At 44.2% G+C, this 22576-nt stretch carries 18 protein-coding genes and 1 pseudogene; 13 read left to right on the top strand and 6 right to left on the bottom strand.

Translation table 11 applies throughout. From position 1 onward, the window contains the following. Positions 1 to 284: pseudogene (locus JFC07_RS10080) on the bottom strand (transposase); the annotation flags it as partial. Between the two features lie 508 nt (positions 285 to 792). Between JFC07_RS10080 and JFC07_RS10075 the strand changes: the two are divergent. From JFC07_RS10075 to JFC07_RS10060, 4 genes are all read left to right on the top strand, one after another. Then, positions 793 to 2040: an FAD-dependent monooxygenase gene (locus tag JFC07_RS10075; protein WP_180952561.1), complete on the top strand. Its 1248-nt coding sequence runs from the start codon at positions 793 to 795 to the stop codon at positions 2038 to 2040. A 107-nt stretch (positions 2041 to 2147) separates the two neighbouring features. Next, entirely contained in the window at positions 2148 to 3440 is a 1293-nt protein-coding gene (locus JFC07_RS10070; RefSeq protein WP_102077260.1) for an FAD-dependent monooxygenase, read from the top strand. 27 nt (positions 3441 to 3467) lie between these two features. After that, positions 3468 to 4064, top strand: a complete 597-nt coding sequence (locus tag JFC07_RS10065) for an OmpA family protein (RefSeq protein WP_102077261.1) — start codon at positions 3468 to 3470, stop codon at positions 4062 to 4064. A 52-nt stretch (positions 4065 to 4116) separates the two neighbouring features. Further along, the gene (locus JFC07_RS10060; RefSeq protein ID WP_102077262.1) at positions 4117 to 4806 is read left to right on the top strand and encodes an OmpA family protein; all 690 of its coding nucleotides are present in this window, start codon (positions 4117 to 4119) and stop codon (positions 4804 to 4806) included. A gap of 36 nt (positions 4807 to 4842) precedes the next feature. Here JFC07_RS10060 and JFC07_RS10055 read toward each other — a convergent pair whose 3' ends face one another. After that, positions 4843 to 5754: a LysO family transporter gene (locus tag JFC07_RS10055; RefSeq protein ID WP_102077272.1), complete on the bottom strand. Its 912-nt coding sequence runs from the start codon at positions 5752 to 5754 to the stop codon at positions 4843 to 4845. Between the two features lie 223 nt (positions 5755 to 5977). Here JFC07_RS10055 and JFC07_RS10050 point away from each other — a divergent pair, with 223 nt between their 5' ends. The 3 genes from JFC07_RS10050 to JFC07_RS10040 are packed head-to-tail and all read left to right on the top strand — an operon-like array spanning position 5978 to position 10768. Continuing rightward, a complete protein-coding gene (locus JFC07_RS10050) occupies positions 5978 to 8749 on the top strand; it encodes an alpha/beta fold hydrolase (RefSeq protein WP_102077263.1) in 2772 nt (923 codons plus the stop codon). After that, positions 8742 to 9944 (top strand): patatin-like phospholipase family protein, encoded by a 1203-nt coding sequence (locus JFC07_RS10045; protein ID WP_198328973.1) that lies wholly within the window; start codon positions 8742 to 8744, stop codon positions 9942 to 9944. Before JFC07_RS10050 ends, JFC07_RS10045 begins: the two co-directional genes overlap by 8 nt. 8 nt (positions 9945 to 9952) lie before the next feature. Next, positions 9953 to 10768 (top strand): SDR family NAD(P)-dependent oxidoreductase, encoded by an 816-nt coding sequence (locus JFC07_RS10040; RefSeq protein WP_191692448.1) that lies wholly within the window; start codon positions 9953 to 9955, stop codon positions 10766 to 10768. 7 nt (positions 10769 to 10775) lie between these two features. On the opposite strand, the gene JFC07_RS10035 is transcribed toward JFC07_RS10040, so the two are convergent. The 3 genes from JFC07_RS10035 to nadA form a co-directional block, all read right to left on the bottom strand. Beyond that, on the bottom strand, positions 10776 to 11636 hold the full coding sequence (locus JFC07_RS10035) for a phosphatidate cytidylyltransferase (protein ID WP_227697973.1): 861 nt from the start codon (positions 11634 to 11636) through the stop codon (positions 10776 to 10778). A gap of 112 nt (positions 11637 to 11748) precedes the next feature. Then, positions 11749 to 13650 carry an L-aspartate oxidase gene (gene nadB / locus JFC07_RS10030; RefSeq protein ID WP_226928905.1) on the bottom strand — a complete coding sequence of 634 codons (1902 nt, stop codon included), beginning with the start codon at positions 13648 to 13650 and terminating at the stop codon, positions 11749 to 11751. A 1-nt stretch (position 13651) separates the two neighbouring features. Next, positions 13652 to 14791: a quinolinate synthase NadA gene (gene nadA / locus JFC07_RS10025; RefSeq protein WP_198328971.1), complete on the bottom strand. Its 1140-nt coding sequence runs from the start codon at positions 14789 to 14791 to the stop codon at positions 13652 to 13654. Between the two features lie 319 nt (positions 14792 to 15110). Between nadA and JFC07_RS10020 the strand changes: the two genes are divergently transcribed. From JFC07_RS10020 to JFC07_RS10005, 4 genes are all read left to right on the top strand, one after another. Beyond that, positions 15111 to 16145 carry an NUDIX hydrolase gene (locus tag JFC07_RS10020; protein WP_198328970.1) on the top strand — a complete coding sequence of 345 codons (1035 nt, stop codon included), beginning with the start codon at positions 15111 to 15113 and terminating at the stop codon, positions 16143 to 16145. A gap of 203 nt (positions 16146 to 16348) precedes the next feature. Then, positions 16349 to 17209, top strand: a complete 861-nt coding sequence (gene nadC / locus JFC07_RS10015; RefSeq protein WP_198328969.1) for a carboxylating nicotinate-nucleotide diphosphorylase — start codon at positions 16349 to 16351, stop codon at positions 17207 to 17209. 280 nt (positions 17210 to 17489) lie between these two features. Continuing rightward, positions 17490 to 18131, top strand: a complete 642-nt coding sequence (locus tag JFC07_RS10010) for a MarC family protein (RefSeq protein WP_144297246.1) — start codon at positions 17490 to 17492, stop codon at positions 18129 to 18131. Positions 18132 to 18466: 335 nt separating this feature from the next. Next, positions 18467 to 19849, top strand: coding sequence for a trimethylamine monooxygenase (locus JFC07_RS10005; RefSeq protein ID WP_313782847.1), 1383 nt, complete (start codon positions 18467 to 18469; stop codon positions 19847 to 19849). Between the two features lie 95 nt (positions 19850 to 19944). Here JFC07_RS10005 and JFC07_RS10000 read toward each other — a convergent pair whose 3' ends face one another. Then, the gene (locus JFC07_RS10000; protein WP_198328968.1) at positions 19945 to 20547 is read right to left on the bottom strand and encodes a LysE/ArgO family amino acid transporter; all 603 of its coding nucleotides are present in this window, start codon (positions 20545 to 20547) and stop codon (positions 19945 to 19947) included. A gap of 193 nt (positions 20548 to 20740) precedes the next feature. Here JFC07_RS10000 and JFC07_RS09995 point away from each other — a divergent pair, with 193 nt between their 5' ends. Both JFC07_RS09995 and JFC07_RS09990 read left to right on the top strand, forming a co-directional pair. Next, positions 20741 to 21502 carry a hypothetical protein gene (locus JFC07_RS09995; protein WP_227678301.1) on the top strand — a complete coding sequence of 254 codons (762 nt, stop codon included), beginning with the start codon at positions 20741 to 20743 and terminating at the stop codon, positions 21500 to 21502. Positions 21503 to 21857: 355 nt separating this feature from the next. After that, positions 21858 to 22511, top strand: coding sequence for a hypothetical protein (locus tag JFC07_RS09990; RefSeq protein WP_198328967.1), 654 nt, complete (start codon positions 21858 to 21860; stop codon positions 22509 to 22511). Positions 22512 to 22576: the final 65 nt, after the last annotated feature.

Genomic DNA, 22576 nt, shown 5'->3' with positions numbered 1-22576 from the left:
TATATAACTTCCGTCGATGAATACCCATTCCGTATCAACTTCTTTTCGTAGGCTAAAAAAAATTTCTCCCACAAACCCGTTTTTGACCATCGATTGAAACGGTTGTAAGCGGTTTTCCATGGGCATAATTCTTCAGGTATGTCACGCCAAGGCGCACCTGTACGTAGTTTCCAAAGAATGGCTTCCATCACGTCACGATTCTTATCTTTTCGGTAGCAACCATGTTGTGCCATAGTCACTTGTAGCTGTTCCCAGAGATTATCGGTCAATGCTTGTCTGGCCATCTTTCTTATATACCTCTTATTTTATAAAGTGTATGCTTTATTTTAGAAGATATATACTTTTTTGCCAATTAGGGACACGCCCTAGGCGAAATTCACCTCCACCCTAATGTCGGGTAGAGTCCTCTTTCGCTTTTAGATAGAATTTAAAATTCAAGTCATTTACAGGCGGGCAGGGCTTTGTTTTTGTATGGTGATTGCAACTGTAGATGATACACCTTAGAGCGAAAACGGCAACAAAACTAAATAGCCACTATGGTTATGGTCAGGAGCACAGAATGATGAATGATTTGTGGTAATCTAGAGCTTAGATAATGGCGGTGTAAAAGCTAAGTTTGTAAAGGTAGAAGAACAAGATATTTTTTAGAAAAATAATATTTTTTGAATGTAAAGTCATCGCGTCTAAACGCGTGCTAAATGGGTCATAATAGGAATAATAACCATGCAACATACTGAAGCAAATTTATCAAAAATCAATCCTGCTAAATCTGAACAGGCTAATAAAGCGGCTATGACTGAGCAGCAAGTCCTTATCGCCGGCGGCGGCCATGTCGGTTTGTCGTTTGCGTTGTTGCTTGCTCATCATGGTATCGCTAGCACTCTGCTAGAGAAAAACAGCTATCCAACCATCAGTCCAAATGACGACGCTAAACGCACGCATTATTTAGACAGTCGAAATACCGCACTGTCACGGCGTACGGTACAGATTTATCAAGAGATTGGGCTATGGGATGAGCTACAAAGTCATGCTTGTCGCATTGATGCGGTAAAAATTAGCGAGCAAGGTAGCTTTGGGCGCGCACAATTAAATAAAGCTGAGGAGCAAGTCGAGTCATTTGGGCAAGTGATGGAAAACGCGTGGCTTGGGCGTAAGTTGTTATTGGCTGCCCAGCAGGAGCCGCTGATTACGCTGATTGATAATGCCAATGTGATAGCCGTTAGCCAACAAAACGATGGCGTGACGTTAAGCTTTAGCTATTACGGTGAAGAAGAGCATGAGCAGCAGTTGCAGGCCAGTGTTTTGGTTGCCTGTGATGGTCGCGACTCTACCGTGCGTCAATTGTTAAATATCGGCACTACGACTTATGATTATAAACAAACCGCTATCGTTGGGGTGGTAGAGACCGATCAGCCACATCAACATATTGCTATCGAGCGTTTTAGTCCGGCAGGTCCGCTTGCAGTGTTGCCATTGACCGATCCAGAAGGCGACGGCAATGATGAGTACCAAAAAGGCTATCGACGCTCGGTAGTTTGGGTTTGTCCAACGGGTGAAGAAACGCAATATTTAGAAGATGATGCGCATTTCTTGGCAACCTTGCAGCAAGCCTTTGGCACGCGCGCTGGCACGTTTAAAAAAGCCGGTCGCCGCGGCGCTTATCCATTGACACGGGTTTTGGCAGACAAACAAGTCGATGGTCGCTGCGTCATCATGGGTAACGCGGCTCACACCTTACATCCGGTCGCTGGACAAGGGTTTAATCTATGTATGCGTGATGCGCATGTACTGGCGCAAATGATGAATCGGCAGGTGCTCAAAGGTGAAGATATCGGCGATCCAACTTTGCTTAAACACTATGAAAAAGCCCGTCAAACCGATCAAAAACGCGTCATTCGCTTTTGTGATGCAGTAGTACATGGCTTTACTCATCCTAATCCAGCGGTGAAACTGGCACGTAACGTGGCTTTGGTTGCCTTTGATAAACTGCCAAACATTAAGCCATTGATTGCCAACTATGCGATGGGCTTAAAATCTTAGTTCAACATACTGGTAAGTTATTAAGCAAATAAAATCCAACATTTCAGCTGCTGCTAAACCACATAAATATGAGCGGATAGCATGAATAACGCGACAAAGGATGTTTTATGAAAAATAACCATACGCTCATTATCGGCGGCGGTATCGTCGGTGCAACCCTTGCGCTAAAACTGGCACAAGCTGAGATGCCAGTGACGCTTATCGATGCCCGCCCGCAACGTAGCGAGGCAGATTGGCAAAAGGTGCTTGGCAAGCGGGATGCGCGCGTTTATGCTTTAAGCCTTGCCAGTATTGGTTTGCTAAAAGACGTGGGCGCTTGGCAAAAGATAGCGGCATCAGAGCGTAAAGCCGATTATACCCAAATGCAGGTGTGGCAGTTAAACGGTCGCGGTGAGTTATTGTTCGGCGATAGTGATGATGCTAATAATAGTAATGACGGCAATAACAGCAATCAAAACTCTGAGCCAAAAATGCTCGGTAGTATGGTTGAGCCCGCCGTTATCGAATACGCATTATGGCAGCGTTTATCTGCATCTGATGTCAGTCAATATTTAACCGTTATCGATGGGCAGAAGGTTGTCGATATGGACTGGCTTGGTAGCGCGCAAGGTTACCGTGTGACGCTAGATGACGGCACGGTGATTGACGCACGTTTATTGGTGGGTGCTGACGGTCGCGGCTCGTTTGTGCGTAAGCAGGCAGCAATTGAGCTCGATGTGCTTGATTATAACCAAACCGCGATTTGCTGTGCCATTCAAACTGACAAGCCGCACCGAGCAACCGCCCGTCAAGCCATGCTACCAACTGGTACGTTGGCATTGTTGCCGTTAGCTGATATTTCTGATGAAGATAAAGCCAATCCAGAGCATTGGCAGTCGATTGTATGGACATTGCCCCGCAATCAAGCACTGGCATTGTTGGAAGAAACGCCGCGCTATATCGCTGATAAATTGGCTGCTGCCAGTAATTATGAGCTGGGTGCTATCCGCGAGATTGAATCCATCGCCAGCTTTCCGTTGGCCGCGCAGCAAGCAAAAAGCTATGTCGCCGATAATCTAGTCTTAATTGGGGACGCCGCACATGGTGTGCATCCGCTGGCAGGTCAGGGATTGAATTTGGGCATGCTCGATGTAAAGGCATTAAGTGAGCAACTGACCCATGACTATGCGCGCAGTGGCAATAAGCTGTGGGGTACGAACCAAACCTTGCGTAGCTATGAGCGTCTGCGCCGTCCGCATAATAGTCTGATGATGCACAGCTTTTCGGCGCTTAATTGGCTGTTTGCAGGTTCCCTTGCGCAGATGCGTCCGATTCAACAAATTCGTAATGAAGGTATGTATCGCGTCAGCAAAATTAAACCATTGATGCGTCTGTTTGCTAAGCAGGCGAGTGGGGTTTAGCGTTCTAGACTTAAGGAAGAGTAAAGTATGAACGTGAAATTACGGACAATAACGCTGATGATGACAGGCGTTTTAGCACTGACAGGTTGTCAAACTGCTGACCTGTCTAAGCAAACAAGTCAAACTATCAACATGCCAACGGTTGTGGTTAATGTAGATAGCGACGGTGATGGCGTTCCTGATGACATCGACCAGTGTCCTGCTACGCCGTGGAATGTAGTCATCGATGAAAGAGGCTGTCCTTTAGCGCCTATAGGGGTAGGTCTAAGAATGGAATATCGTGCTTTTTTTGACAAAGACAGTAGTAAGCTTTTGCCAAAGTACCAAGATGAACTGGATAAGGTCGGTATGAAAATGCAGGAGTACAAAGGCGCTATCCTATGGGTTGAAGGTCATAATTCAAGAACGGAGGTTGATAGCGCCGATTTAAACAATCCCAGTCCGTTAGCGCAAGCTCGAGCTGATAATGTTAAAAACTATTTAATTTCAAAGTTTAACTTCGCTCCTGACCGCATCACTACGATTGAGTATGGGGCAAATAGACCGATTGCGCCATCCGATACTGAAGAAGGCAATATGCTTAATCGGCGAGTTTATGCGCTTGCGACTGAACCTGATAAATAAAAAAAGTAGTTTTTATTAAAAGGACAAAGTAATCATTAAGAAGGACCTTACCATGACATCAAAAGCGTATTTAGCCATTAGTATTTTTAGCAGTGTTTTTACGTTATCAGCTTGTCAAACTGCGCTGCAATCGGTAACGGCTGATCAGCAATCGCCTATCGTAGCGCCCGTCGTTCCGGCAATTTTGGATTCAGACGGCGATGGAGTGCTTGATGATATAGACGAGTGCCCTGACACGCCACCTAACGTAGTAGTTGATGCTAAAGGCTGTGAAATAATAATTGAGGGAGGTGAGGCACTGGAGATGGAATTACGAGGATTTTTTGCACCGCTGAGTAGTCGATTAATTAATACATATGATAAAGAGTTTGCAAAAATTGAAGAAAAGCTTAACGAATATCCAGATGCTAATGTTTTTATCTTTGGGCATTTGTCATCGAATGAGCTTGCATTATCAAAGACCAATGACAACTTATCACGCCAACGTGCACTTACTATTAAAAACAGACTTATAACCGAGCATCATATCGAATCTGACCGTATTACTACTTATGACTGCTTAGATCGGTATCCTTCTACCAATATAGATCTGAGTTATGATGATCCTGAACAGATGGAATCCAAAAACAGAAGAGTCGTTCTTAAGGCAAGTAGACAAGTCAAAAATTTATCGAATCTAAAATACGCGAGTTATACAGAGAGTTATGGTAAGTACGCCAAGCACTGTGAGCTCTTTGAATAATAACGACTGATTTTCATCAACCTTTAAAACTTAACCTTACCCCAACGCCGAAAACAGTACCATCAGCACTGGCGAGACAATATTAATAATAAAACCAAAACTAATCGCCAGTGGTACGACTTTTAACCCGCCAGATTGTTGAATAATAGGCAGGGTAAAGTCTAAACTGGTCGCGCCGCCAAGACCGACCGCTGCTGATGGATATTTGCGCATAAAGACGGGGATAAATAATAGCGCAAAGAACTCACGTATTAAGTCGTTAAATAGCGCCACACTGCCCCAAACGGCGCCATAAGCATCGGTCATGATAATCGCTGATAGCGAATACCAACCAAACCCTGATGCCAGTGCCAAGCCTTTCGTCCATGATACATCGGTAAACATCAGCGCGAAAACAAGTCCGCCAACCAGAACTGCTAGTGTAAAGATGATACTCATCTCGACACCACGTTTATTGAGTAGTACTTCTTTAAGGGTAATTCCCGAGCCTTTCAAGCCAATACCAACCAGTAAAATTAATACCATCAGCATTGCGGTCATGGTGTTTTCAGGTGGCATATAATCGGCTGGCAAAAAATAGCCAATCACCATACCAATCGCCACGCAAAATACTTGTGCCAAGCTGCCGCGTATACTAACGCGGTGCTCTTTAGATTTGACGCTAGGTTTTTTGGCATGCCATGGACGCAGACGGTCAAACAGCATCAAGGCAAATAAGCCGGTGCCAATCGTTAGTATCGACAATATAGTGACATATAGCGCAATTTCACCTATTTGACTGCCAAGCCCTTCCACTTGCGACAGCTCAATACCAATCAAGGTGAGGATAATAAAGACCAAATAAGACAAGCCTTTATCGGCAAGCTTAGTCATGGTTGGGTTTGAGGGAATGGCAAAGCCAATAAACATTGGCATTAATACCAAAACAAGGGTAATCAGGCTTTGCATGTCGGCAGACTCGTCATTTTTAAACAAGGCGTTTTTGGGAGGGCATTTCTCAGAAGCTGGGGATTGTATCATATTAGCTCGTAAATACGGCTATCAGCACATCATATTCATCGCAAAATATGACGGTTGTTTGAGTAGTAAATGACCTCTAAGTGGCTGGTTATTCTTTACCTGACAAACTTTTGTTGCTACATTGAAGGCATCAAACGTTTTGGCACGTATTATGTCGCTATATCAACTCAAGTCTCAATTCCAAGATCAATTGCGTCCTATAAGCGATACTCTAGCTGGGCAAGGTGTTACCGCCAACCAAGTGACGGTTTCAGCAGTATTGTTGAGTGTGGGAACGGCCTATGTGATAGCTAAGCCCGCAGCCAGAAATCAAGCGCTATGGCTGTTAATGCCGTCATCATTGTTTGTGCGTATGGCGCTCAATGCTATTGATGGTATGATGGCGCGTGAGCACGGGCAGGCATCCAAACTTGGTGCAGTGCTTAATGAATTGGGCGATATTGTTGCCGATACAGCATTATTGGCCAGTCTGTTGCCGCATATTGATAATCAAGAAACGCCCGTTGGGCTGATAAATATCGCAGAAAACCTATCTCACAGTCAGCGCCATATTGTCGGTTTGATTGGTTTTAGTATTGGTACCGAGCTACTGGGCATAGCCAGTAATACAGCGCTAGGTACTCGAGCCAACCATGGGCCATTAGGCAAAAGTGACCGTGCTTTTTTGCTGGGTGTGCTTGGCATCTTGGTTGGTGTCAAAGTACCGTTATCGCTATCACCTATAAGAATAGGGCAGCTGTGCCTACTGACAGAAGCAATGCTCTTAAAAACTTGCCTCAATCGCTTGCGTTATATGGTGAATTTATACGTAATGCGTAAACCGCCAGTGCCTAAATCAACACTGAGTGCCTTAAATACTTGTCATCATTCAAACATTTCCAACCATGCTGAATTTTCTCCTAGCGTCATTGATGGTTTCATCGCTCATAACGCTTTACCTCATTCTTCTACTAATGCTTTTCTTTTGGAATCCAATATTATGTCAGCGACCTCTAATAGTGCAGAAAATAAAATAAATCTGCTTAACGATAGTAATCATAAAGACCCATCCCAAAAGACGTCATCAAAGAAACTCTCATCAAAGCAACCTTCATCAAAGCAGTTCTCACCCAAAACTATTCATGGTGAAAGTAGTTATAACGCTTATGATGGCACGGCAATATATTATCGTTACTGGCTGACGATGCCTCTAGAGGCTATAAAACAAATCAGTCAGCAACACACACAACAGCGCCAAGTCATTCTGTTACATCGTGGTCATGAGCATTCAGGACGATTGGAAGAGTTAGGACAGCAGTTTGCTGCGGCTGGCTATCAGGTATTTGCTTGGGATGCACGCGGTAATGGGCGCTCAGGCGGTATCAAAGACCATGCCGAGAGCGTCACCGAGCTAGAGCGCGATTTAAACGACTTTGTGCAATTGGTCGTTGCTCAAACTGGCATTGCCATTGACGATACTTTACTCATCGCCAGTAGTATCGGTGCGGTACTCGCGGCAGCATGGGTACATGATTACGCGCCCAATATCCGCGGGATGATTTTGGGTACACCTGCATTGAAGATTCGTTTGTATCTACCCTTTGCCATACCGTCGTTAAAGGTGGCTCGCGCGCTTGGACTGATGTCACGCGTGAGTAGCTACGTCAAAGCGCAAGTGCTGACCCATGATAAAGACGCACAGCACGCCTACAATGCCGACCCGCTTATCTCCAATAGCATCTCGACTGACTTGCTCATTGATACTCATGCGACGGGTCAACGCTTGCTCGATGATGCTGGTGCCATTACCGTACCGACGTTTGTATTGTGCGCAGGCAAGGATTATGTGGTCGATAAGCAGGCTGAACGCGATTTTTATGACGCGATTAATACGACTACTAAGCGTTGGCAATTATATCCAGACAGCTATCATGCGATCTTTCATGAAACCAATAAAGCAGACGTCTTCGCTGATTGTATCGAGTTCGCTGAGCAGGTATTCAGTACGGACGTTAAAGCATCGGATTTGAGCGCCGCTCATCTAAACAGTGCCAGTAAGGATAAGGTTGATCGCTTAGCGATTAAACCTTTTAACCCAAGCTTTGCCATTACCCGATTTGCCATGCAAAAATTTGGTCATGTCAGCGATGCCATTGCCACAGGGCTTGCGCATGGCTTTGATTCGGGTCATTCGCTCGATCATGTCTATTACAATCAGCCGAGTGGTCAGAATAAATTTGGACAGGCAGTCGATAAATTTTATCTCAATAATATCGGTTGGCAAGGGATTCGTATCCGCCGTGAGCATATATTAGAGCTAACACGTCAAGCTTTAGCAGATATTGAAAATAAGAACCAAAATAGTGCTAAGTCATACCAACCAAGATTGCTAGATATTGCTAGTGGGTATGGCTTTTATGCGTTTGATTTGTTGACAGAATTTGCAGACTTGCATGCTGAGCTACGTGATTATGAGCAGCATAATATTCAAGCGTTACAGTCGAAAGCGCAGCAGCTAGAAATTACTGATCGCGTGATTGCCTGTCAAAAAGATGCCTTTGACCCTGCCAGTTATGTTAATGAGCAGAAAGAGACTGGCAGTGCCGATGAAACAAAGTTCGATATCGCCATTGCCTCTGGTGTTTTTGAATTGTTTTCTGACAATATGCTACCAACGACGGCTTTGGCAGGCATTTACGATAGTTTAAAATCTGGTGGTTATTTGCTTTATACCAATCAGCCTTGGCATCCTGAACAAGAATTTATCAGTAAAACCTTAAACAATCATCGTGGCAGCAGTTGGGTGATGCGTTGTCGTTCACAAGCAGAGATGGATCAGTTGGTTGAGAATGCTGGCTTTCAAAAAATAGCGATGCGTATTGATCGCTTTGGTATTTTTACCGTGTCATTGGCAATTAAAGTCGCCTCAACCAATCATGAATAATACGCATGCCAAACCCTATGAGCGTGTACAGCTTTTTTCAGGGGGCGGTTCACGTTTTGGCTATTATTTAGGTAGCTATGCAGCATTGGTGGCTCATGATTTGACGCCGGATATGATTGTTGGCACCTGCGGTGGTAGTCTATCGGCTTATTTGGTTAATTTAGCGCCCGATCCCAAGGATTTGCAGGAGCTCATGTGCAGCCGTGAGTTGTATCGTGTCATTACTGCCATCAGACATGTCGCGCCAGCCGAAGCAAGTAAGCGATTAAAAATACGTTGCATGACTCAGGCTTTCAAGCGCTGGCGACTCACAAAACAAAAAGCTAACGGACAAAGACAGCAGCAAGCAGATAACTATGAGCGGATTTTAGATGAATTACAGCAGCTAGCGATATTTCGAGTCGATAATGAGGAACAATGGCTTGACGAGTTGTCTGGTTTTTCTCTCAAGCACAATAATAATTTTTTTAATCCTACCGCGCCAGAGATAGCCATTATCGCCAGCCGCCTGTATCCAACAGCTAATCAAGGGACTACTGCTAGTAATTCTGTTCACAATGATTTTAGGCTACAAGAATTATTATTTGCCCCGCCGCGATTGGCAGTATTAGATCTCATTGCAGAAAAACTGAATTCACCGGCTCATACATTTGCTAATGGACGTATAACTCAGTCTGTCAGAACGCTGACCAAATGGGATTTTGCCCCTGCGATTCGTGCTTCTATGGCAGATATGTATTACCTACCACCGACGCATATCGCAGCCCTTGGTTGGTGTTTAGGCGGAGTGATTAATCTCACACCCATTGAGCTGGCGTGTCAATTGGGTCATAGCGTATTTGCAGAAACCAAGGCGGGTTATGATTCATGGCTTGCCGCACCAGCCATTCAACGTGTTTTTGGTTTTGACCCCAACGAGCGTTTGGCACAGGTGCAGGGTTTTGATTCAACAGAAACGCTGCCACGCGCTGATTCTGTTGAAACCAGTCCTCGAGTGAATCAACTACATTGGTTACCTTTTGCAGATAATGCTCAGCAGTTGGCAAGGCAGCATGTACAAAAGCGTTTTAACATCAGACAAATGACCGTTGAGCTGATTCACAGTGACTATGATGGCTTTGTGCAGCAAATGCAGGCGCAATGGCAGTATGGCTATCAGCGTACCACTGACTATATACAACAGCACGGGCTATGAGTTCGCAAATGAAAGACCTTACACAATCTACTTCAGCTCATAAGTCGTCGCATATCATCGTTTTCGGCGGTACGAGTGGACTTGGTTTGGCACTGGCGCTGCATCATCAGGCGCTTGGCTGGCAAGTGAGCGTGGTTGGTCATAGTATGGAGAAGATAGATAATACCAATAGTCAGCATCCTAACATTATTACTTATTGCTGTGATTTGACTGATAACGTGCAAACACAAAGTTTGTTAGAGAGCTTGTCAAATATCAGTTTTCAAAGAGTGATTTATAGTGCGGGTAGTTACACTAATGAGCGTGTTCACCATCTGAGTCAAGCGGACAGCGATCAAATGCTAGCAATTAATCTGCAAGCGTTTGAGCAGGTTTTTAGATGGGCAAGTGAGCAATTAAGGCGGCAAAGCTGTGCGTTGGATTTCAACGAAAACAGCAGCCTAAGTCTAATTTGTATTGCTTCTATCGCCGGTACAATGGATTATCCTTACGCCAGTCTTTATGCCAAAAGCAAACGCGCGATGATTGCCAATGCTAGCGCCTATCGTGCAGCACTTGCGCCTTATCACATTCAAGTAAACTGCATCGCCTCGGGATATATCGATACCCAAGCATTACGTGATTTAAATAATGGTGATGCTAGCCATAAGCCATTCATAATAAAAACACAAACGGCGGTTGAGAAGATTATGCAGGCAATTGATAAAGATATTGAGCTGGCCATATTTCCACGCTCTATGGGCTATATCATTCGGGCGCTAAACCATTTACCTAAGCCTTTGCTTAACTGGATATTGCGTAGTAAATTGGATAAAACCACTTGATAACAGCTTAGCCAAGCAGCCAATAAAACAAGGTAAATAATGGCACACCTATCAGCAGACTATCTATTCTATCCAATACGCCGCCATGTCCAGCGAGCATAGTACCCGTGTCTTTTACTCCGTGCTGACGTTTAAAGGCGGATTCTAATAAATCTCCAGCGATACCACTTACCGCTAAACCATAGGCGGCCAATAAGCAAATCCACCAGCTAAAAGAAGTGAGCCAGATGCCTAATAGTGTGGCCAATATCGCTGCTAATACACTGCCAAAGAGAGCACCTTCGATACTTTTATTCGGGCTGATGGTTGGAGCAAGACCGCGCTTAAAGATTTTGTAACCAAGCAATCGTCCGCATAAATACTGGGCAATATCATTAAATTGGCTGGCGAATAATACAAAAAACAAAATGCCATATTGTTCGCGCTGCCACGTTAATTGCTGTAAGGCAATCAAGCTGATAATCAATGCGATAAAGACAGAACTAAACAGCAAGTCTAGGAATTTTAAACGTGTATAGGCTCGCTTAGAATCACAAGGGGTTTTGATAAAAGGCTGAGTATTTGGTTGCAAGCCACGCGCTTGAAGTTTACTAATAAGCCTAGCTTTACTAGGTAGGTGCCATAATCGTTTAATCTCGTAGCCGCCACGCACACCAATTAACAAGAAAAAAGCGATCAGCAACCACTGATAGGGGTATGTGCGAGAGTGTAGGTGTTGACTATTATCAGTTATCTTAGCGATAACATAACAAGCGCAAAGCGCTGCTAACATGAGCCACCATGAGCGTGCTATCAAGTAGATTTTCGGTAAGCGCTGACGCAAGCTAGGTAGGGCAAGCATAGCCCAAACCGAACTCACGACTATCATTAGAACCATCACAAACCGTAAGTCAGAAGCCATGTTTTTAGCACTTTGAGGTCGATAGAGAACGGTAACCCACCGTTTTTTTTATGGCTGAAGTGGCAACGCTTAATTGCTGTTAGGCGTTAGCAACTGTATATACCGATTCAGCCTCTGTATCATCGATTATAGGCTGAACCAACCAATCGATACCACCCTCTTTCAACTTTGATAATGGTTCAATCACACTGGTCCGAGGTGTGCTCGTTAAGTTGGGATAGTCTTTTCGGTAATGGCCACCGCGGCTCTCAAGTCGTTGATAAGCGGACTCGATAACTAAGGTCGCTAATTGCAACTGTCTGGCTAACTGAAAGTAGGGCAGCTCATTTAGAATAGTAGGGTTATCTTTATTATCGATATCTAACTGATTAGAGTCATAGCCGTTAAGCTGCTGTTGCCATTGCTGTATTTGCAAAAGTGCTTGTTCTAATTGTTTAGCATCCCGGGTAATGCCCATATGAGACGTCATCAAAGCTTTTAATCCTGCGGTTATTCCAGTGATATCAGCATTTATATTGACGTGGATGTTGTGATTGTCATTTTTATTACAGTTACTTTCATATTCAACAGACGATGGCAAAGTAATGCGCTGACTATTTTTAAGCGTTGGCGCTGTCCACGTATCATAGATTGATTCATTTAAATCAGAATCAGGTAAAGTTGTTTCTAGCGTTCCTATTGCTGCTAAATAACGCGGTAAATCAGCAGCGATATTGCGCCCAACCACCACACATTCCAACAATGAGTTACTTGCTAAGCGGTTTGCTCCATGCAGACCTGTATAAGCGACTTCACCCGCCGCATAAAGTCCTACCACATCGGTTACGCCATTGGCATCTGTGACCACACCACCACAACTATAATGAGCGGTCGGCGCAACGGGGATAGTGTGTTTTGTAATATCAATACCGAGTTCGAATAGGGTTTTATAAATCTGCGGAAAATGCTCGCGCAAAAACTCCGCTGGCAAGTGACTGACATCAAGATTGACGTAGCCTAGACCGTTATCGTTGATTTGCTCAGCGATGGAACGCGCAACAATATCTCTTGGAGCTAGTTCTGCGCGCGCATCAATATCAAGCATAAAACGCTTACCAGTTTGCGGGCAATATAATCGTCCACCTTCGCCGCGTAGTGCTTCAGATATCAAAAAGCTACTATCGCCAAATGCCAAACCAGTTGGATGAAATTGGATAAACTCTAGATTTGCCAAACGGCAACCCGCTTGCCATGCCATCATAACACCATCGCCGACACAGACGTTCGGCGCGCTGGCACGCTTAAATAATTGCCCCAAGCCACCACTGGCTAAGACAACCGCGCGACTATAAAAGGTAAGTTTACGTTGATGTATATGATCAAAAACAAGCGCACCTTGGCACTGATTATTTGGATTGGCGCTATTTTTTAACAGGCTTAGTGCTTCATGATAGGGCAAGATAGTAATATTGGACGCAGCTTGCGCTTTTACAATCAAGGCTTCCATAATATGCCGACCAGTTGCATCATCGGCGTGGGCGACCCGCCGACAGCCATGACCGCCTTCTTTGGTTAAATGCAAATTACTGGTCTGTAATGTCGCTATAGAGTTTGTATTATCATGCTGGTGTCTCTCCTGCTGGGGAATCATGGTAAAGGGCACACCTTGTTCACAAAGCCATTGCACCGCTTGCTGTCCAGCGCTTAAAATACTGCTGGTATTATCAGCTTCGCATAAACCTGCGCCTGCAATGAGTGTGTCAGCGATATGGTCAGCGACACGGTCATTCTTATCTAGACTGGCTGCAATGCCACCTTGGGCATAATGGCTTGAGCAAACATCCAGTGCCGCTTTGCTGAGTACCGTAATGTTTAGCGATTTCGGCAAAGCAAGGGCGGTGGTTAATCCTGCAAGGCCAGCGCCAATGATAAGTACATCTGTCTGGATAGTATCCGTAGAATTATGAGTATTCACCTTATCCGCTAACCATGCCTCGCTCATATTATGCCGCTCCCACATTGGCAAACAATTCGCGGTCTTTGACGATATCACCGCTCGCAGTCACACGTTGTTTTTGCGCTTCGGCAAAATCAAGCATGCGTTGTAAAGGTTTTCTAGCTGCTGCTGCCAGCTCAGGCGTCATCAGGACTTCACCGCTACGATTGCTCAAGCACTGTTCAATACCTCGTAGACCATTCATTGCCATCCATGGACAAAAAGCACAGCTTTTGCAACTGGCGCTTTCACCAGCCGTTGGCGCCGCTAAGAAACGCTTATGTGGCGAGCGCTTTTGCATCTCGTGCAAGATGCCTAAGTCGGTAGCGACGACAAAGGTCTCAGCATCCATCTCATACGTTGATTGCAACAGCTTACTCGTCGAGCCGACCACATCAGCCAGTGCCACGACGCTATCAGGCGATTCAGGATGCACCAATACTTTGGCGTTTGGGTGCTCCTCTTTTAATTGCAGCAGCTCAGTGGCTTTAAACTCGTTATGGACCAAGCAAGACCCTTGCCAAAGCAACATATCGGCGCCAGTCTCTTGCGCGATGTATTTACCCAAGTGACGGTCAGGACCCCAAATAATTTTTTCACCATTCGCATGCAAATGTCGGACGATATCGATGCCAACCGAAGAAGTTACGACCCAATCAGCACGGGCTTTCACAGCAGCGCTAGTATTGGCATAAACCACCACTGTACGCTCAGGATGGGCATCACAAAAGGCAGAGAATTCATCAGCAGGGCAGCCCAAATCAAGTGAGCATTCAGCCTCCAAATCTGGCATCAGTACCGTCTTCTCCATACTCAGTATCTTTGCTGATTCACCCATAAAGCGCACACCAGCGACGACCAAGGTTTGCGCACTGTGCGCTTGTCCAAAGCGCGCCATCTCTAGCGAATCCCCCACACAGCCGCCGGTTGCTAATGCCAAATCTTGTATAAAAGGGTCGACATAGTAATGGGCAACCAATACTGCATTATGTTCTTTTAGCAATTGCTTAATATTTTCTTCAACGGCAAGTCGTTTCTCACGTGGCAAATTCGCTGGGATTTTAGCTTTGGCGTATTCGATATTCATCTGATTGGCAATGCGATTATCAGTGCTCATGATGGGCGCGTCGTATGGATAAGTTTTCATAAGTGCAAACCTTTGCTGCGATAACGGCAAACCAATAGCCGCTAAAAGTGAGTCAGTTAAATGTGGTTAAATAACAAGTTTTAATAATTATGCTCATTTTGAGCATAAATACAAGTATTTTTTATAACCTGCTTCTAAAATGATACGTAATTCGTCAAAACTTACCTTGCTCGCTGTCTTTTTTATTGCTTCCGATATCGTCTATTTACAACGGCAGGCTATGATAGTTTTCGATTCACGCTATACTAGACGTGGTTATAAACACTTCATTTTAAAAACGCTCATTTTACGTTTAAACATAACGGAAACCTTTAAAGCCATGACGTTGTCTTATTCGCATTCGCATCAACAAGGTAGCGGCACCACAGAAGTGGTCGCCGTGTTGGTAGCGATTACCGAGCACACCGCGCGCGTTTTGACGGTTGACCAAGGCAAGCTCTTGCCCAACGGGCCATTGATGCCATTACATCGCTCCTTGCAAGCGGGCGTACGTCAATGGGTCGAGGAGCAAACGCAGCAGCCGCTTGGTTATTTAGAGCAGCTTTATACCTTTGTCGATACCAATCGCCGCAACGTCGATGGTCATGCGCTTGTCTATGTGAGCTACCTAGGATTGGTGCAAGAAGCGCAAATGCAAGAGCTGCCAAGCCAAGCATTATGGCGCGATTGGTACGATTATTTCCCATGGGAAAATCACTTGGACGGTATGCCAAGTATGATTATGAATCATATTGTGCCGGCGTTATTAAGCTGGGCAGACAGCGCAGCGGAAACAGTCGTGCAGCAGCGCCGCCGTCAGCGTATTGGTTTATGCTGGGGAATCAGTGAGGAAACTTTGAGGGTTGATAATCTCAAAGATACGGACAAGGCATTAAATGTTGATAAAGCTTATGAGAATAGAGAATGGGTTGCCGAGCATGTGTTGCTGCGTTATGAGATGCTTTATGAAGCAGGGTTAATCCCTGAAGCACCGACTTATCCGCCAAGTTACCAAATGAAGTTGCCTACAAATTGGTTGCAGTTAATAGGCGTACCGATGTATTACGACCATCGCCGCGTGATTGCCACCGCTATCTCAAGACTGCGTGCCAAGATTGAATATCGACCGCTTATCTTTGGTTTGATGCCGGACGTCTTTACCTTATCGCAGCTGCAACAAAGCGTTGAAGCGTTATCAGGCGTACCTTTACATAAGCAAAACTTCCGTCGTTTGCTAGATTCACAAAAACTTGTCATGGAGACAGGGCAGAGTAGTAGCGCTCAGCGCGGTCGCCCTGCCAAGCTTTATCGCTTCCGCCATGATATTGAGTTACAAAGTTTACTCATGGATAGTAAATTGCCTAAACGTAAATAGCACCAACTGCATAAGCCCTCCTATACTGACGCTAAATACTTATATCAAAGCGAAATCATATTGGTTAATTTTATTAATTTGCACCCTTTTCTTGCGAGGCTTTGCACTTTGCGCTATATTTATGCTCATTTTGAGTTTAATTAAAGATGTTTTACTAAGTGTATCGAACGCATATAAATATCAGGCAAAAATAAGGGTCAAATATGACAGTTAAACAAGAGCCAGCATTGGCTGAAGTATTGCTTAAACCTTTGGTGAAAGCGGCGTTAACGGAAGATTTGGGCAGGCGCGGTGATGTGACATCACAAGCGACTATTCCTGCTGATATGCGAGCGCAACTACAGATTAAGGCGCGGCAAGCGGGCGTGATATGTGGGATGGATTTGGCGCGTTTGTCTTTTGCTTTGATTGACGAGCAAATCGAGTTTATTGCCAAAGTCAATGACTGTGCAACGGTTGAGGCGGGTACGATACTAGCGACTGTCCGTGGTAACGCGCGAAATTTATTAACCGCAGAGCGTACTGCGCTTAACTTTATGACCCATCTAAGTGGGATTGCGACAGACACCAAAAAAATTGTCGACAGCGTTGCCGACTATCCGGCGCAAATCACTTGTACGCGTAAAACCATACCTGGTTTGCGCATTGTGCAAAAATACGCAGTACGCTGCGGCGGCGGGCGCAATCATCGCTTGGGCTTAGATGATGCAATTTTAATCAAAGACAACCATATCGCTATCGCCGGTGACATCAAAACTGCCATTCAGCAAGCGCAAGATTTTGCCGGGCATCTTATTCCGATAGAAGTCGAAGTCGATACTTTAGAGCAGTTAGAGCAAGCCTTAGAGGCTGGCGTGAGTTTGGTACTTTTGGATAATATGGCACCTGACGTATTATCAAAAGCCGTCACCATGTGTAAAGGTCGCGCCAAAACCGAAGCCTCAGGCGGTATCACCCCTGAAACGGTGCAAGCAGTAGCAAAAACGGGCGTTGATTTCATTGCCATGGGTTATTTAACCCACAGCACCACGGCACTAGATATTGGTCTGGATTTTAGCGCTTAAGATTAACGGTTGGTCTAAATCGATGCTAAAGCTTTTGATTAATTTTATGGCATAGGTATCGGTTAAATAAGTGATTAAAAGGGGAGATTTGTACGGATATGCTATTGAATTGGTAAGGACGATAAATTAAGCGAAGTTAATGATTTAATAGGCTTATCTGCCTATGCTACAATGCCGCTGCTACCGATTATAAGGTCGTCTTTGCCTGTACCTGTACCTGTACTTATGCATAGTGACCTTATCTTTTGCCTGATTTGACCAATAGATAAGCGAGCGCTCAGTGGATACTGAAATTATCAAGATAATCTTAGCCTTTATGGTACTGATTAATCCCTTTGGCGCCTTGACGTTATTTTTGGATTCAACTCACGGCTACTCGCTAAATAACCGCCGTAAAGTGGCGCGCGTCGCTTGTCTAACGATTTTTATCACCATCAGCTTTTTTACCTTAGCAGGTGAGACGCTGCTAAAAGCGTTGGGTATCTCGATTGGTTCGTTCCAGTTGGCAGGTGGTATCTTGGTATTTTTAATCGCCCTAAATATGATGAATGGCGAAGGTAACCCGGTTAAGCCCGATCAAGAAAACTTTGATGTTGACCATTTGCAAGGTGCGCCGCCAACGATGGCTGCAGCGGTGGTGCCGATTGCCATTCCGATGATGATTGGACCTGGCGGTATCTCGACGGTGATTATTTATTCATCACAGGTCACTGGTATTTTGCAAGTCTCTGCCATTTTGATTGCTGGTTTATTTATCAGCTTATTTTGTTATGTGGCGCTAATGGCAGCGGGGCGTATTAGTCGTTTATTGGGCGATACTGGTCTCAATATCATGAGCCGTATCATGGGTATGTTGCTCGCGGCAGTTTCTATTGAGATTATCGTTAATGGACTACGTACTTTATTTCCTGATTTAGTGTAATTATCACCTTGCTTGTTTGCCACTTACTTCTCTAATGGCCCTTACCTGTCTTTTTTACGCTCTTCTCTTTTAAAATACATCCGTATCTTTTTAGACCGTGTAAAAAAACATGGTCTTTTTATTATTAGGCTAAAGTCTAAAACTTCCTAAAGTAGACAAACCTTCCTAGCTGCTAAAAAATACTAATATTTATCCTAAAAGGTTGTCTAGTAAAACTTTTTCATATCTTACTAATGCTTGTACCAATTCCAATTAATCACCAAAAGTCTGCATTAAAAAAGTTGTCCATACAAATATGTTATGATAGGGGTACAACAATATTATAGGAGTCAGTTTTGAGTAAGAAAAGAATGGCAATTTTAGGGGCAGGTCCAAGTGGTTTGGCACAGTTACGTGCCTTTGAAGCGGCTCGTTTAGCCGGGGTAAAGGATTTACCTGAAATCGTATGTTATGAAAAGCAAAACGCTATCGGCGGTATGTGGAATTACAGTTGGCGTACGGGTTTAGATAGAAACGGCGAACCCGTTCACGGCAGTATGTACCGCTATTTATGGTCAAATGGTCCCAAAGAATGCTTAGAGTTTGCCGATTATTCGTTTGATGAGCATTTTGGTGAGCCTATCCCATCGTATCCACCACGTGAAGTCCTTAAAGACTACATCATGGGGCGTATCGATAAACAAGATATCCAAAAATATATTCGATTTGAATGCCCTGTGCGCTGGGTGTCGTTTGATGATGAAACGCAAAAATTTACCGTGACGGTGATGAACCATAAAACCGATGAGCAAGAAGTCGAAGAGTTTGATTATGTGGTGGTAGCGACTGGTCATTTCTCTACGCCAAATATGCCGTATTTTGAAGGTTTAGAAGCCTTTCCAGGTCGTATCTTGCACGCGCATGATTTCCGAGATGCCTTAGAATTTAAAGATGAAGATATCTTACTAGTAGGTAGTAGCTATTCTGCCGAAGATATTGGTACCCAGTGTTATAAATATGGCACCAAATTCGTGACCATCAGTTATCGTAGTAAACCGCTCGGTTATGAGTGGCCTGAGGGCATAAAAGAAGTGCCATTGGTGACGCATTTTGAAGACGACGTCGCGCACTTTGCCGATGGCACGAGCCAAAAGTTTGACGCCATCATCATGTGTACCGGTTATTTATTTCATTTCCCGTTTATGCCAGATGAGCTACGTTTGCAGACGCACAACTGCTTATATCCTGCTAACTTGTACAAGGGTATCTTTTGGCAACCAAATCCAAAGCTGATTTATTTGGGCATGCAAGACCAGTATTTCACCTTTAATATGTTTGATGCGCAAGCGTGGTATGCACGTGATGTGATAATGGGTGATATCGAATTGCCTGATTTGGCAGCGCGTGAAGCAGACGAGCAAAAATGGCTCACAACTTATGCCAAATGCGTGACGGTCAGTGATTCAATCGACTTTCAAGCCGCTTATATTCGCGATTTGACCAATGCCACCGATTATCCAGAATTTGCCGTTGAAAAACAGGGCGAGATTTTAAAAGAATGGCAAAAAGATAAAGCCGAGAACATCATGACCTTTCGAGAAAAGGCCTATCGTTCTACTTTAACTGGAACGCTATCTCCTGAGCTACCAGAGCCATGGTTAGATATCCTTGATGATTCGCTAGAGCACTTTTTAAACTTGACCTTTGTTAAACCTAAAAAGCGCAAAAAAGCGTCCTAATAAGAAGTCATTAGTTTCAAAGTAATAAAAAACCAAACACGTTAATGTGTTTGGTTTTTTCGTTTTGATAAGCTATGTTTATTTCTTACGCTTCATTAACTTTGATATAGATGCCAAGCCAAATACAGCATCAGAAAACCGACTAAGGCATCGAGTATATTCCAAGCTTTTGGCTTAGCAAATAAGGGTCTAAGTAGTCGCGCACCATAACCAAGCGCAAAGAAGAAAAAGAATGAGGCGCTTACCGCACCAGCGGCAAATACGACTTTGCTATTTGCCCCTGTTGAAACCATGCCGACGAGCACCAATGTATCTAGATAGACGTGCGGGTTAAGCCAAGTAAAGCCAAAACATAACAACAGTGCTTTTTTTAAGCTGGTGACCACTTGACCATCGATGGTGAGTGCATGCGATAGGCGTACACTGGCGTATAAGCTTTGGATGCCATAAGCCAGCAAAAATATGACGCCAGCAATTTTGGCAATGTCTACAACTTGCGGATAACGTGCTGTCACTGCGCCAAAACCACCGACACCAGCAGAGATTAAAATCGCATCACTGACTGCGCAAAATAGGCAGACGAAAAATATGTGCTCGCGTTTCAGCCCTTGTTTGAGCACAAAAGCGTTTTGTGAACCAATAGCGATAATCAAGGATAAACCAAGCAAAAACCCGGCGCTATAATCGGTGAAGTTCATGATAATGGCCTTATCCTTTAACAATCGAAACGGTGACGTTTGCTTACTGGCAGCGCCCGAAAAAGCTGTTAAGATAAGGGATAAAATAGTCGAATGCAATGTGTTTGCTGCAATAGATGCTACCAAGTCATCAGTACTATTCAGAAATATTAGTCAGCAATGAATAAAGAATAAGCGAGGAGCAGGGTAGGTCATGGTCATAAGTCTGACAAGAATGCTACAGTCGTTTGGGCAAGCCCAAGATGACCTGCCAACCATCGCTGCCAAAAATGCTCAGCAAGCTGCCGCTAAAGAAGTTTCTGATAATGCAAATAAGCATGGCGATAATCAAGAAAGCATGGATACTTCAGCTTCCAATTATACGCTTAGCGAGCCGCAGCGTACCGAGCGTATTTGTGATGCCTTAGCACAAGTGAATGATATCCGCACGCCGACGCCATTGACCGATCGCTATCTAGCCAATCGCGCCCAAATGCGCCCGACCAATAGACCTCCTTTTGACCCAGATACCTTATGGTATCTTAAACATGGACGCTGTCCGATTATGACTGAGCTTGTTGATGTGGTCGATGCAGCCACCCTAAATGCCATGCCGATTGAAGCGGTCGCCATATTAGACCGAATTAATAGTAAGCTAAAGCGTTACCGTGAGTGGAGCAGTGAGCTCAATGCCGAGCAACAGCAGCAACACAATGAGCGCCAGTTTGTCATTGATAAGCTGGTGTCCGAAAGTATCCCTGAAGCGCTACATCATTATGAGCAGCTGCAACGCTTTAGCCCGCATCGCACGAAAAATAATGTCGTCCAAGGAAAAATGACCGCTGGCGATATGCTCACGGATTTATTTTTAGACATTGATTACGAGCTTGACGAGTTATTAGATGAGTTACATCAAACGGTGATGAATCGTCTTGCGTCCACCCATCGTTATGTCAAAAGCCGTACCCAAAGCTAACTTGAATTTAACGAGGATTATTTAAAAGTCGTTAGTATTGTCATTGTGAGTTCAGTATAAAGACGATACAGAGACACTGGAATGAATTTTTCGCAGCCTCTGTCGGCGCAGACACAGCAAGCTAGAAAAGTTTATTCCAGTGTCGCGTAAAAATTTTATGTTTATGTTTATGTTTTGTTTGAAAATAACTATAAACACAATCGGCTCAATACATAACAATATAAGGCTTTAATACAGCCTTATTTTTTTGTTTAATAATAATGATTAAGTATTATCGAAAATAACAATAAATTTGCCAACCGCGTCTGCTAAATATTTTTGCTAAGTATTTCTACTATACAACAAGGATACCCAAATGACCCAACTGACTGCAATGTTCGTGATGTTCGTTTTATATGGCGTGCTGCCAGCAGCTGGGTTGTACCTTGGATATCGTGGTATCAAAAAAGTCACGGCGCCCAAAATGCTTGAGTATAAAGCGATGCCGCAATTGGGTTATATCCCTGAAAAAAGCTTGCCAGTTGAGGTCAAAACAGCGCTCGATCAAATCAATGATAAAGGCGAAAAGCTGCGGGTTATTTATGGCGATACCAATAACGATGGTAAAATTGATGATAAAGATACTGTTAACGAAACCTATGTCATGATACAAAATCTAATGGATAGGCATGTGCCACTGGCGGTAGCGGATTATCGCCGCTTACATGACTTAGATGTCGGGAACGGCGCTCTTGCTGATACCACGAAAATTAAGCACTCTGATGTCACGGGCAAAGAAGCGCTATTAGAAGTGCTTAGGACAATTAATACCCAGTTTGATGACTTGCTGAATGCGTCCTATCATCAAGATGGACAAAAATTGCTGGCGACCAATCGATATTTGCAGCAGCGTTTTAATAATCCAACTAGCAATTCTAGACTACAACAAATTGATAATAGCGCTGTTGAAGTCCAAGCAATTGAAAACCCAGCTAATAAAGAAACTGATATAGAAAATATTAAGCTATAAATGAGAGACAGTGATAATAACCCAAGTCTAAATGTTTAGGCTGAAATAAATCGAAAGAAGAGTAA

The sequence above is a fragment of the Psychrobacter faecalis genome (assembly GCF_016107575.1).
In the GTDB taxonomy this organism is placed as follows: Bacteria; Pseudomonadota; Gammaproteobacteria; order Pseudomonadales; family Moraxellaceae; genus Psychrobacter; species Psychrobacter faecalis.
This window is presented reverse-complemented; position numbering and strand designations above follow the sequence as displayed.

Coding starts and splice junctions, on each gene's coding strand:
- nadB (WP_226928905.1), bottom strand. CDS start 13,650: ATGAGCGAGGCATGGTTAGCGGATAAGGTGAATACTCATAATTCTACG.
- JFC07_RS09995 (WP_227678301.1), top strand. CDS start 20,741: ATGGTCATAAGTCTGACAAGAATGCTACAGTCGTTTGGGCAAGCCCAA.
- JFC07_RS10065 (WP_102077261.1), top strand. CDS start 3,468: ATGAACGTGAAATTACGGACAATAACGCTGATGATGACAGGCGTTTTA.
- JFC07_RS10040 (WP_191692448.1), top strand. CDS start 9,953: ATGAAAGACCTTACACAATCTACTTCAGCTCATAAGTCGTCGCATATC.
- JFC07_RS10035 (WP_227697973.1), bottom strand. CDS start 11,636: ATGATAGTCGTGAGTTCGGTTTGGGCTATGCTTGCCCTACCTAGCTTG.
- JFC07_RS10045 (WP_198328973.1), top strand. CDS start 8,742: ATGAATAATACGCATGCCAAACCCTATGAGCGTGTACAGCTTTTTTCA.
- JFC07_RS10075 (WP_180952561.1), top strand. CDS start 793: ATGACTGAGCAGCAAGTCCTTATCGCCGGCGGCGGCCATGTCGGTTTG.
- JFC07_RS10020 (WP_198328970.1), top strand. CDS start 15,111: ATGACGTTGTCTTATTCGCATTCGCATCAACAAGGTAGCGGCACCACA.
- JFC07_RS10000 (WP_198328968.1), bottom strand. CDS start 20,547: ATGAACTTCACCGATTATAGCGCCGGGTTTTTGCTTGGTTTATCCTTG.
- JFC07_RS10050 (WP_102077263.1), top strand. CDS start 5,978: ATGTCGCTATATCAACTCAAGTCTCAATTCCAAGATCAATTGCGTCCT.
- JFC07_RS09990 (WP_198328967.1), top strand. CDS start 21,858: ATGACCCAACTGACTGCAATGTTCGTGATGTTCGTTTTATATGGCGTG.
- nadC (WP_198328969.1), top strand. CDS start 16,349: ATGACAGTTAAACAAGAGCCAGCATTGGCTGAAGTATTGCTTAAACCT.
- JFC07_RS10070 (WP_102077260.1), top strand. CDS start 2,148: ATGAAAAATAACCATACGCTCATTATCGGCGGCGGTATCGTCGGTGCA.
- JFC07_RS10055 (WP_102077272.1), bottom strand. CDS start 5,754: ATGCAAAGCCTGATTACCCTTGTTTTGGTATTAATGCCAATGTTTATT.
- JFC07_RS10060 (WP_102077262.1), top strand. CDS start 4,117: ATGACATCAAAAGCGTATTTAGCCATTAGTATTTTTAGCAGTGTTTTT.
- nadA (WP_198328971.1), bottom strand. CDS start 14,791: ATGAAAACTTATCCATACGACGCGCCCATCATGAGCACTGATAATCGC.